The sequence below is a fragment of the Pedobacter sp. AC163 genome (genome assembly GCF_979258665.1).
Genome location: NZ_OZ409872.1, coordinates 318022 through 330494, shown reverse-complemented (window position 1 = coordinate 330494; position 12473 = coordinate 318022). Strand labels below are relative to the sequence as shown.

Genomic DNA, 12473 nt, shown 5'->3' with positions numbered 1-12473 from the left:
AAAGTTTAATTATGTAATAATATAAATACATTTTCAAAAAACAAATTCTATATTTCGCTTATGAAAAAACTAAAAATTTTTATTCTATCCCTAGTTTTCAGTACTACTTTCATACAATCGAATGCACAGAAGACTGCGTATTATCCGCAGGTTCCTTTTGATTCATTGCAAGCTAAAAGTATGTTGGCCTTAGGAACATCGAGTATTGAAGGAGTTGCCATTACCGGGCCAAAGACTTCGCTCGGTTATAGAGGACCACTAGCGCCGAAAATTCAAGCTGCAAATGTTCAGGTCACGTTATTTCCGGTAACACCGTATTTCGAAGAATGGTATCGGTTAAGAAAGAAAGAAGAAAATAAGAAAACGAGTGTTTATATGTCTGAAGATGCTTTTCGTTGGCGAATTACCATTCAAACAGATGAATATGGAAGATTTAAATTTGATAAAATGAAGCCTGGTAAATATTTTCTTCAATGTATCGCAGGTTACTCTAAGTCGGGCTCAACGCCAGTTTATCGTGGCAGTGGCTATAATAATTATGGTGGACGAACAGATTATTACGAATATCAGAGTTATACCAATAATTATACTGATAGAATTGAAAAGTTTTTGGAAATTACCAGGGATGGGCAATCGCTTGAAATTAAATTAAAATAGTAATTAAACCCTTTCAGTAGAAAGGGTTTTTTGTTGACATATAATTAAGTTTAAAATGATTTTGTAACTTGCATTGTTGCTAATATTTTTTAACTAATTCGTCATTGCGAGGTACGAAGCGATCCTTTTTACTCTTTATAGGTGGAATTGAGATTGCTTCGTACCTTGCAATGGCAACAAAATAAAATAAATGAAATACATCATTGCTCCATCCATACTTTCTGCCGATTTTGGTAATTTACAACGAGATATTGAAATGATTAACCAAAGTGAAGCCGATTGGTTTCATGTTGATGTAATGGATGGTGTTTTTGTGCCCAATATTTCTTTTGGCTTCCCCGTGATGGCAGCTGTTAAAAAACATGCAACAAAATCTCTGGATGTGCATTTAATGATTGTGGAGCCTGACAAATTTATTCCTGAATTTGCGAAAGCTGGTGCAGATAGAATTACCGTTCATTACGAGGCCTGCACCCATTTGCATAGAACCATTCAGCTCATAAAATCATCAGGATGTAAAGCTGGCGTTGCTTTAAATCCACATACACCAGTTACTTTATTGCAAGATGTAATTGAAGACCTGGATTTGGTTTTGATCATGTCGGTAAACCCAGGTTTTGGCGGACAGGCATTTATCCACAATACTTATAAGAAAATTCAAGATTTAAAGCGTTTAATTCAAGGCGTAAATGACGAATTGATTATAGAAGTTGATGGTGGTGTAGGATTATCCAATCTGGCATCATTAGTAGTGGCTGGTGCTAATGCTTTTGTTGCTGGAAACGCCATTTTTGCGGATGAAAACCCAGCTGAAATGATTTCTAAAATGAAAAGTTTAACAACCACTGGTATCAGTATTTAAATTTTAACCACATATAAAAAGGATGAACGCAGATAAAGATGTAAAAACAAATAATCCAGCACAGAAACACCGAAATCACTGAAAGTTTAATTCCGTGTCAATCTGTGTTTCGTGGCAACAAAATTCTGTCTGCATCTGTGGTAAAAATTAACCAAATCTCTACGCTAACCAATGCTCAAATTTCGGCTGCTCTTATTCCTTTTTATTGCTGGTTGCAGTTTAGCTATTGCTCAGCCGCAGGTTAGGATTTCGGGGATAGTTTACAACGAAGAAAAGTTGCCACTGTCGCAAGTTACCGTTATCGTTTTAGGGCAGGGGCAATCAACTGTAACCGATGAATTTGGTGTTTATACCATCTATTCAAAATCACGAAGCTTTAGTATCAAATATTCCTTGCTTGGATACCGGCCACAAACTTTAAAGTTTAACGAACGTTCGGGCGCTAGAATTACTCAACAGGTAAAGCTAATTGCCAATATTAATGAGTTAGAACAAGTAAACATCACGAATAAACAAAATCAGCTCAGTAATACCACCACAATTAATATTGCAGATATTGCCTCCATGCCTTTGGTTTCCGGAAACTTCGAAACCATGCTTAAAACCCTACCTGGTGTTTCAACAAACAATGAATTAAGTGCGCAATACAGTGTTAGAGGTGGAAATTTCGATGAAAATCTCATTTATATTAATGATGTTGAAATAAACCGACCCGTTTTAATTCGCAACGGTCAACAGGAGGGACTTAGTTTTATAAATTCCGAACTGGTTAGCAAAGCAAAATTTTCAGCAGGTGGTTTTGAGGCAAAATATGGCGATAAACTTTCGTCTGTTTTGGATATTAGATACGATAAGCCTGATAGTAACCAAACCATTTTAAGTACAAGTCTTTTGAACACTTCTTTAACAGCAAAGCGGATTTTTAAGCGTAGTTTTTTGCTGGCAGGTTTACGGTATAAAAACAATTCAAGTGTGCTTATTAAACAAGATGAAAAGGGGAGTTATAATCCTAATTTTGCAGATGCACAGTTGATGTACCAGTACGATTTCTCCTCAAAATTTAACATAAATGTTTTGGGGAATTTGAATTTGGGGCAGTTTAAACTGGAGCCTACCAATCGCGAAACACAATTCGGAACGTTAAATACCACACTTCGCCTGGATGTTGATTATACCGGGCAAGAAATTGATGACTACCAGACTTTAGGATCAGCAGTTACGGCAAGTTATTCTCCCAAACCCAATTTGGTAATTAAGTTTATAAATAGCTACTTCAATACCATAGAAAGGGAACGATTTGATATAGATGGGAGTTATATTTTTGATGAGGTAGACAATACTTTTCCTGTAGAAAATTTCGGTCCAGTTACTAAAAACAAAGGAATAGGAAGTTATTACAATTATGGCCGAAATAGTTTGAATACCCAGGTTTTTGCATCAGAAATTAAAGTGGATCAAAATTTCGACAATCACGTTTTCTCCTGGGGATTGAAGTTTGACAAATCTAAATATGATGATCGCTTGAATGAATATAACTACACTGATTCTGCTGGATATATTTTGCCTAATCATTCAAAAAACATCGAATTACAAAATGTCATCAACGTAGAAAATAACATCGATATTAAAAATTATAGTGCTTATATTCAAGATAGTTACTCGCTTTCAAATTATGCAGAACTGCAGCTTGGTGCCCGTGCAACCTATAATTCATTAAGTAAACAACTGTTAATTAGTCCGAGGTTGTTGATTGCTTATCGCCCCAACTCAAATAATAAAATTTTAAGGTTTACTGCTGGAGTTTATAAGCAGCCGCCGTCGTACCGAACCATTCGTGATTTTACAGGGAAGCTGAATATCAACCAAAAGGCACAAAGTTCTTATAACACATCTGTAGGTTATGATTATGCCTTTGATGCTTTTGGAACGCGTTTAAAGTTCACTTCTGAAGCATATTTCAAATATTCTGATAGATTAATTCCATACAAAATTGATAATCTTCGGATTAAATACTTGGCAAACGAAGTTTCACGAGGTTATGCATATGGCGCCGATTTTAGTATTGGGGGCGAGTTTGTAAAAGATTTGGTTTCTTATTTCCGTATGTCGGTTATGCATGCCAATGAAGATCTTATCGGCGATAGCTATATTCAAAATGGCGAAACCATTTATCCAGGTTATTTAAAACGCCCAACCGACCAAAGATTGAATTTTTCTATCTTCTTTCAGGATAAGTTGTTAAATAGTCCAACTTACAAGGTACACTTAAATGCCTTATATGGTTCTCGTTTGCCAATTGGTCCATCACAAACGCCACGATATTTGGATAAGTTTTATGTTCCATCTTACAAGCGGGTTGATATTGGTTTCTCCAAAGATTTTCTTGATGATGCGGCGCTTCATAAGCCAAAGTTTCTGGATAAAAACTTTAGCTCTGTAATGCTGTTTTTCGAGGTTTTTAATATGTTGAATATCGATAATACCGTATCGTACCTGTGGCTAAAAGATGTGGATAACGTGCAGTATGCAATTCCAAATTATTTAACCGGCAGACAGTTTAATCTGAAGTTGATCGTGAAATTGAAAAACAATCCATAGTTTGGAAAGCGCTAATGCGCAACAACTGCTGCATTTTCCGAGGCCTCGATTTCAGTTTTAATAAATCGTTTTCCGATCAATAGGCATACTAAAGCGATAAATGCTGCAGCGGTCATCACTAAAGGCATAGGAATAACCGAGTGCTCACTAAATAAACTCACCATTACAGAAGCTAGTGCACCAAGACCCATTTGCAAAGCACCCATAAGTGCAGATGCACTCCCAGCATTTTTGCTGAATGGAGCTAATGATAAAGCTGCTGCATTTGGATTGATAAAGCCCAAGCAACATAGGAATAAAGCGATAAAACCAATGGTTGAATATAAATTTAACCAATCGTTTAAAGCAAAAATCAAAAATATTAAACTGAATACGCATTGAGCTAAAAGCGCTATCGTAACAATTTTTTTGCTCGTTAACCATCGTAAACATAAACTGTTTAGTTGGCTCGAACCAATGAAGGCTACAGAAAGCAGTGCAAAGATCCACCCATAACCAGTTTTGCTAACGGCGTAAATCTTCATGAAAACCTGTGGCGATGATGATACATAAGCAAATAGGCCTGAAAATGTAATTGAGCTGATAAGTGCATAAGTGGAAAATTGCGGCTCTTTTAAAACCGTTAAGAAACTTTTTAAAATGGGTTTCGGCTTTAAGGAATAATTGGGGTCAGGTTTATAGCTTTCGGGAAGTTTGAAAATGGAGGCCAGCAATATTATTATAGCCATAAAGCCTAAAAATACGAAAACATATTTCCAACCTAATGCGGATATCAAATAGCCGCCAGCAGTTGGGGCAAGCATCGGTGAAACGGCGATCACTAGCATCAGCGATGCAAACACTTTCGGACTTTCTTCAACAGAAAATAAATCGCGAACCATTGCTACTGAAGCTACTGCCGTAGCGCAACTGCCAATAGCTTGTACAAAACGCAAAACAATTAATTGATTTACATCTGTAACGGCTAAGCATAAAAATGAGGACACGATATACAAAGCCAATCCAAAAAACAGCGGTTTTTTTCTTCCGTATTTATCTAACAACGGGCCATACAGTAGCTGGCCTGCAGAAATTCCGATAAAGAAACTAGATAGCGATAATGCAACTGTAGATTCGGTGCTTTTTAAATCTTTAGCAATATCAACAAAACCTGGCAAGTACATGTCAATTGAGAAAGGGCCAAGCGCCGCCAAGGAGCCCAAAATTAATATAAGATAAAAGTGCTGTTTCTTATCCATGAATATTCCGATTTTTTTGAAGTCGCAAAGATTGGTAGATTATTTTTGCAAACCTATTTTTAAGGTCGAATGAGTGTAAAAGTCTTGGAAAAAATTACAGCTTAAAAACTAAATCTCATTCGATTTATCTTTAGATTTATACGCTATGACTTTTAAAACTAAAGAAAGCCGCTTACTTCTCGTTCTGGGGAGTTTTTTTGTGGCGAATGCAATATTATCAGAATTTATCGGTGTAAAATTATTTAGTGTTGAAGAAACATTGGGTTTCAAGAAGTTTGATATTAACTTATTTGGTGTGCCTAATCTTTCGTTTGTAATGTCGGCGGGAGTGCTTACCTGGCCAATCATTTTTATCATGACCGATATCATAAACGAATATTTTGGGGTAAAACAAGTGCGGTTTCTATCTATTTTAACTTCCATTTTGATAGCTTTTGCGTTTTTAGTGGTTTGGGGCTCTATGCATTTAAGCGCAGCCGATTTTTGGGTTCATCAAAATATAAACGGTGAAGATTTGAATATGAATAACGCCTTCGCTGGTATTTTTGGCCAAGGCATGTGGATTATCGTGGGTTCTATCATTGCTTTTATTGTGGGGCAGCTCGCCGATGTTTTAATATTCCATCGGATAAAAAAGATAACCGGAGAGAAGTCGTTATGGTTACGAGCTACTGGTTCAACTTTGGTTTCTCAACTGATTGATAGTTTCGTAGTAATTTTCATCGCATTTTATTTAAACCCTCAATATCATTATAGCTGGCAAATGGTTGCTGCCATTGGTTTAGTAAATTATACTTACAAATTCCTTGTTGCTATTTTAATGACACCTATTCTCTATATCGTTCATGCTATAATTGATGGTTATTTAGGGAAAGATTTAGCAAAAAAACTAACTGAAATGGCAGGAAGGGGATAGCTTCATTTAATAAAATATGAAAAAGATATTTATAATAGTAGCTGCCTTAACATTTTTATATGCCTGTAAGGAAAAACCAGGTGGAGCGGAAGCTAAACCAAATGATATTAGAGGCACTTGGAAATTGATATCAGGAAAAATTATTGATAAACACACTGGAAAAACCAGCGACTATCCAATGAATTTTGAAATGATTAAGGTTATAAATGATACACATTTTGCCTTTTTAAAGCATTCTACAAATCCTAAAGATAGTTTAGGTTTTGATGCTGGTGGGGGAAGTTATACGCTAAATGGAAACGCTTACACCGAGCATCTTCAATACTATAAAAACAAAAATTGGGAAGGCCAAAAATTTGCTTTCAAAATTACTGTAGTAAATGATACGCTTACTCAAACAGGAGTGGAGAAAGTTGAAAAAGAAGGTGTTGATCGGGTAATTATCGAAAAATATATCAAAGAAAATAAATAACGCAAAAGGTCGGAATCGCTCCGACCTTTGTACTTAACAACAAAACAAATAAAAAAATTAACCTTAAAAAATTCTTATATCGACGCTAGTTCTTCCGCGAAGACATTTGCAGCAACCTGCTCCTGTTTGTAAATCTGCCTACCCGTATAGGCGACAAAAACATTCTTATCTAGTAGAAGATCACGATTACTAATCAAATTTCCCAATTTCACCGTACCGATTACGTATTTGTACTCACTGGCTGAATAACGCTCGCTAATGTTATCGAACTCCAGTAAACTGATTAAATCTTCATCAGCATAACGCAAATAGATCTCCAATAAAATATCTTCAGTGTGTTTTACACCATTTTCTGAGTGATATTTTTTGTACTCATAACGATAATCATAACGTAAGGCAGCAATATCAGAAAGTACAGCAGCGCCTGTTGGGTGGCCACCTGCACCTTTGCCAAAGAAAAATTGCTTATCAGCAAAAGCCGCCTGAACCGTTACCGCATTGTATTCATTCTCTACATTGTATAAGAAATCATCTTTTGCTACCAATTTTGGCAATACATAGGTTACAATATCCTTTGTGTTTACTTTTCTAGCTGTTGGAACCAGTTTAATTTTGAAGTTTTTTTCACGAGCATATTTAATGTCGTAATGAGACAGGTTTTGAATACCAATGTTCAATATCGCATCAGGGTTTACGAACAAGCCATAAGCATGCGCCGTTGCGATAGCTAATTTGTATTTTGGGTCGTATCCACCAACGTCCAAAATTGGGTCAGTTTCTGCAAAACCTAAGTCTTGCGCTTCTTTTAGTGCCGAATCATAACTCTGATTTTCGTTAAAAATTTTCGATAAAATATAATTCGACGAACCATTAAAAATTCCGCTCAGGGCATGGAAAAGTTCATTATCATAATATTCTTCCAGGTTTCTGATGATTGGAATACTTCCGCAAACTGCACCTTCGTAAAGTAGCGATGTGCCATGTTGCTGTTGTAGATCTACTAACTCTTTCAAGTGCGTAGCAATCATCTTTTTATTTGCTGAAACTACGTTTTTACCATTCTTCAATGCCGTAGTTACAATTTCGTAAGCCGCATCAGCATCATTTATCAACTCTACAATCGTATTGATTTCGGAATTATTCAGAATCTCGTTTTTATCCGTTGTAAATAGATCTTTATTAAGGGTACGTTTCTTTCTTGGGTCTTTAATCGCTATTTTAATGATTTCAAGGTTAAGGTTCTGGCTTTGGATGATGTCCAATAAACCTTGTCCTACAACTCCGAAACCAAATAATCCGATTTTTAAATTTTTGCTCATGTTGTTTTATAGTATCGAGTAGCGGAAAAAGTATCAAGAGTAGATGCTCAAAAAGGCTTTCGCTACCATTTGTTTTTGCTATTTTTTATTTGCCACGGAAACACGGATTTACACTGAATTAGGTACCCTAGTTTTCCGTGACTGATTAATTATTTCTATGTTTTTAACCTTGGGTTTTTATTTTAAACCTTCCACCGTTCATGCTTCTGCCTGATTAGGCAGTATGCTGCAACTTGATAATTTTTTTGTTTCTGCTTTCCTTAATGAAATTTCCGATGATGTTTGTTAATGCATTAGTTTCGATCAAGAAACCATCATGACCATATTCAGAATGAATGGAGGCAAATTCCGCATCGTTAATATGATCAGCTAAAAATTTCTGCTCCGAAATTGGAAACAGGAAGTCATTTTCAATTCCTATAACTAGCGTATTTGCTTTAATTAGCTTCAAAGCCTCGGCAATTGATTTACGGTTGCGACCAACGTTGTGGCTATCCATTGCTTTAGTTAAATAATAGTAACTATAAGCATTGAAGCGGTTTATCAATTTCTCTCCCTGATAATTTTGGTATGATGAAGCCCTGAAATTATCCGTTTTATCGTTTACGCTTTCTACCTGCGTATTGCCATAAGCATGGTAAGTTCTGTAGCTCAAAAGCGCTATACTACGAGCGGTTTTAAGTCCCTTACTACCGCCATCTGGCTGGTTAGCGTAAAAAGTTCTATCGGTGGTAATCGCCAAACGCTGGCTTTCATTAAAAGCAATTCCCCACGGAGAATGAACAGCATTTGTAGCAACCAAAATAAGATTCTCAATTCTGTTCGGCTCAATTATTCCCCATTCTACTGCCTGCTGACCTCCTAATGAACCGCCAATTAATAATTTGATGTTTCCAATGCCTAAATGATCGGCCAATAGTTGGTGAGCAGATACAAAATCGCGGATAGTAAATTGTGGGAATGATAGATAATAAGGTAAACCGTTTACAGGATTGGTACTTAAAGGATTGGTTGTTCCGTAGTTCGAACCCAAAACATTCGCACAAATGATATAATGTTCTTCCGGATTAAACAAAGCATTTTGCCCAAACAGACCTTCCCACCACTCAAAAACATCGTCATTTGCGGTTAAAGCATGGCAAACCCAAATTACGTTATCTTTTTTGGCATTTAATTTTCCATAAGTTTGAAAAGCGATTTGCAAGTTTCGAATTTTCTTGCCACTTTCTAACTTAAACTGTTTGGGATAATTATACACCCCAACCTCTGAAGAGGTCTTTGAACTTCTATCGGTCATATTATTGACTGTAAATTTTTAAACATGTTTTGTTGCAACCCTTTCGAGGGATGGATAGTATTAGGCTTGTAAACTTTCAGCAGTTGCGTGAGCGCTGATAGTAGCAAAAGCCTGCTCAAAATCTGCTTTAATGTCATCGATATGCTCAATACCAACTGAAACCCTTAACGCATTTGGTTTTACACCTGCAGCTAATTGTTCCGTTTCACTTAATTGTTGATGTGTGGTTGCCGAAGGCTGAATAATCAGCGTTTTAGCATCGCCGACATTTGCTAAATGAGAAACCAGTTTTAACTGATCTATAACTTGGGTTGCATTTTCCTTGGTGCCATTTAATTCGAAAGATAAAACACCACCGAAACCATTGCTCAAATATTTTTTTGCCAGATTATTGTATTTGCTGCTTGCTAAACCTGGATAATGAACTTCTTTAACAAGCGGATGATTTTCTAACCAGGTGGCCAACTCCAAAGCATTATCTACATGGCGTTGTACGCGAAGAGATAACGTTTCTAAACCTTGCAATAAAAGGAATGAATTGAAAGGCGAAAGGGCAGGACCCAAATCTCTTAAACCCTCAACTCGAGCACGAATGATGAATTGAATGTTACCAAATGGGCCGCCGATGCCGAAAACATCATTAAAAACCAATCCATGATAACCTTCTGATGGCTCGGTGAACTGCGGAAATTTTCCATTGCCCCAATTATAATTTCCACCATCAACAATTACGCCTCCAATGCTGGTTCCATGTCCGCCAATCCATTTTGTTGCAGATTCTACTACGATGTTAGCGCCATGTTCCAAAGGTTTAAATAAATAACCTCCAGCACCAAAAGTATTATCCACGATGAAAGGAAGATCGTATTTCTTCGCAATTGCTGCGATCTTCTCAAAATCAGGAATGCTGAAAGCCGGATTTCCAATGGTTTCTAAGTAGATCGCTTTTGTTTTCTCTGTTATCTTTTGCTCAAATTCTTCAGGCACATCTGGATTTGCAAAATCTACATGGATGCCCAGGCGTTTGAAAGCCACCTTAAATTGATTGTAAGTTCCTCCGTAAATATGTGTTGAGGAAACAATGCTATCTCCCGCTTCTAAAATATTATGTAATGCAATAAACTGTGCCGCCTGACCAGATGCTGTTGCTAACGCTGCAACTCCACCTTCCAACGCCGCAATTCTTTTTTCAAAAACATCAGTCGTTGGGTTCATTAAACGAGTATAGATATTGCCAAATTCTTTTAAAGCGAAAAGATTAGCGCCATGTTCGGCATTTTTAAATCCATAAGAGGTAGTTTGATAAATTGGAACTGCTCTTGATCCTGTGGTTGGGTCTATTTCCTGGCCAGCGTGTAACTGTAGTGTTTCAAATTTATATGAAGTTGACATAATTCTAAATGATTGATTAAATGAATGTTGAAGATTGATTTCAAGCTTATGGTTATAAAATTTATCACCATAAATCAAGATAATTTTGTAGGGCGTATCCCGATCTATCGGGACCTTCCAATTTGAAAAAGAAACAAAGGAGGAAGATTTTTAAATTACTGTATGCAACAGCACATACAAGTAATCGCCCGCATATCACAACAAATCAATGAAATAGAAGAGTTCTCTACCTGATTGAGGTTTAGCTGAGGTTCGCTTTGCGATTGAAGATTTAGTATTTTCATCAGTTATAATTTATATCTCCAAATAACACCATGTTACTTGGTCAGGAATTGGCACCTTCTCTTTCTGAGGGTTGCCAGTGGGTCACGGAGCCAGTCTCTCGCCACTTCTTTATAAATCAATCCGATTAAAGATTGACTTTTATTCAGTTGTTCACCAAATAATATTTCAAATATCTAATTTAATTTCGAAACAACAAAATTAAATTCTGATAATTTGTTAAGTGCTTGTGAATCAAATTCGTAATTTTAATTTGAAATCATAAAATAAACTTAACCTTAAAAATTTTATGTTTGTCATACCTATCTAATCATGATGAAAAAAATAAAATCTACTTCCTTAGTACTGCTAATTGCAATATCAGGATTAACAGCTCAGGCACAATTCGGGGGATTAAAAGACAAACTATTAAAAGTTGGAACGGCACAAGGTGCTAAAGCTCTTGGTGTTGATAAATTTTTAAAGCAACCCGCTGCCATTACTACAGCATTTGAAGATGTAAACCGCGAGGGTGAAAAAATGCCTGATTTTAATGCTAAGGCAAAATTTCAGCCGCTATATTTACTGCCTAAAAACCCTGATGGAGGTTTCGTTTTGTGCGAGGGATTTTATGAAATGACAAATAAGAGCTACTGTTTAAAAGCCGGAACTTTTGCACCTTCGAAAGGGGATGGCTACATGTTTGCTCCTGTTTTAGGTCCGAAAGAAGAGATTGTGGTTGCCATTTTAAAGAGCGCAGAAAAACATCCAGAGGTGGAACAGCATGATATTCAAATTTTGCTTTGGACGATTATTGCCAGAACAAAATTTGCTGATTATGCAGGTACAGTAAAGCTAACAGCATTGAAACTTTTAACACCGAAACAGTTAACCCAACTGGAAGGCGGTGCCTTAGGTATTTTACCTTTCGATGTAATGGAAAAAGCTAAAGATCAGCTTCCCTCAGGGATTAAAGCTGTTTTCGAGGCTGAAAACAATATCCGTCAACTGGTTTCTTCTGGCAACTATACCTATGCCGATATGGAAAAATACGCCATTATTGCAGGTATGGCGCCACCAAGGGCCGATGTGCCAAGTGGTATTTGGACAAAACACCCTGACGGTTATTACGTTCGCTATTTTCCGTCTGGTTATTCGGTTACTAAAGTTCAGGTTTATGTACCGAAGGAGTTGTTGGCGAATGGAAATAAGATTGTTTATGATGCTGCCGGCGATATTGCTTGTCCTGCAAATACTGGTTCTCAGCGGTTGGCGCAAACAAACGAGCCATTAGAACCAAATTATTCTACGAAATTGGTAACGGTTTGTAATCCTAAATAGATTTTGAATATGAGCGGGATTGTAATTCTTATGGATTTGCAATCCCGCTTTTTGCTGTAGGCCCTATGGGAAAAATGAAGGGGTAAAGTTAAATAGTTTGCCACCCATAGGCTGCGATTT

At 36.7% G+C, this 12473-nt stretch carries 10 protein-coding genes and 1 riboswitch; of the genes, 6 read left to right on the top strand and 4 right to left on the bottom strand.

Features of this window, described 5'->3' with window-relative positions:
• Positions 1-60 precede the first annotated feature (60 nt).
• The 3 genes from ACZZZK_RS01515 (at position 61) to ACZZZK_RS01505 (ending at position 4117) form a co-directional block, all read left to right on the top strand.
• A complete protein-coding gene (locus tag ACZZZK_RS01515) occupies positions 61-657 on the top strand; it encodes a hypothetical protein (RefSeq protein WP_463482523.1) in 597 nt (198 codons plus the stop codon).
• A gap of 190 nt (positions 658-847) precedes the next feature.
• Positions 848-1519 carry a ribulose-phosphate 3-epimerase gene (rpe, locus tag ACZZZK_RS01510; protein WP_463482522.1) on the top strand — a complete coding sequence of 224 codons (672 nt, stop codon included), beginning with the start codon at positions 848-850 and terminating at the stop codon, positions 1517-1519.
• Between the two features lie 171 nt (positions 1520-1690).
• Complete coding sequence (locus tag ACZZZK_RS01505) at positions 1691-4117, top strand: TonB-dependent receptor (protein ID WP_463482521.1); 2427 nt, start codon at positions 1691-1693, stop codon at positions 4115-4117.
• A gap of 11 nt (positions 4118-4128) precedes the next feature.
• Here ACZZZK_RS01505 and ACZZZK_RS01500 read toward each other — a convergent pair whose 3' ends face one another.
• Positions 4129-5355, bottom strand: a complete 1227-nt coding sequence (locus ACZZZK_RS01500; protein ID WP_463482520.1) for a multidrug effflux MFS transporter — start codon at positions 5353-5355, stop codon at positions 4129-4131.
• A gap of 145 nt (positions 5356-5500) precedes the next feature.
• On the opposite strand from ACZZZK_RS01500, the gene ACZZZK_RS01495 reads away from it, so the two are divergent.
• Together ACZZZK_RS01495 and ACZZZK_RS01490 are read left to right on the top strand one after the other, a co-directional pair.
• Positions 5501-6271 carry a queuosine precursor transporter gene (locus tag ACZZZK_RS01495; RefSeq protein ID WP_463482519.1) on the top strand — a complete coding sequence of 257 codons (771 nt, stop codon included), beginning with the start codon at positions 5501-5503 and terminating at the stop codon, positions 6269-6271.
• 16 nt (positions 6272-6287) lie between these two features.
• Positions 6288-6743: a hypothetical protein gene (locus tag ACZZZK_RS01490; RefSeq protein WP_463482518.1), complete on the top strand. Its 456-nt coding sequence runs from the start codon at positions 6288-6290 to the stop codon at positions 6741-6743.
• 74 nt (positions 6744-6817) lie between these two features.
• Here ACZZZK_RS01490 and ACZZZK_RS01485 read toward each other — a convergent pair whose 3' ends face one another.
• The 3 genes from ACZZZK_RS01485 to ACZZZK_RS01475 all read right to left on the bottom strand — a co-directional run bounded on the left by ACZZZK_RS01485 (position 6818) and on the right by ACZZZK_RS01475 (position 10751).
• Positions 6818-8062: a homoserine dehydrogenase gene (locus ACZZZK_RS01485; RefSeq protein WP_463482517.1), complete on the bottom strand. Its 1245-nt coding sequence runs from the start codon at positions 8060-8062 to the stop codon at positions 6818-6820.
• A gap of 214 nt (positions 8063-8276) precedes the next feature.
• Positions 8277-9359, bottom strand: coding sequence for a homoserine O-acetyltransferase family protein (locus ACZZZK_RS01480; protein ID WP_463482516.1), 1083 nt, complete (start codon positions 9357-9359; stop codon positions 8277-8279).
• A gap of 60 nt (positions 9360-9419) precedes the next feature.
• Entirely contained in the window at positions 9420-10751 is a 1332-nt protein-coding gene (locus ACZZZK_RS01475) for an O-acetylhomoserine aminocarboxypropyltransferase/cysteine synthase family protein (protein ID WP_463482515.1), read from the bottom strand.
• A gap of 291 nt (positions 10752-11042) precedes the next feature.
• A riboswitch (SAM riboswitch) is annotated at positions 11043-11153 on the bottom strand.
• 192 nt (positions 11154-11345) lie between these two features.
• On the opposite strand from ACZZZK_RS01475, the gene ACZZZK_RS01470 reads away from it, so the two are divergent.
• Positions 11346-12353, top strand: coding sequence for a hypothetical protein (locus ACZZZK_RS01470; protein ID WP_463482514.1), 1008 nt, complete (start codon positions 11346-11348; stop codon positions 12351-12353).
• Positions 12354-12473: the final 120 nt, after the last annotated feature.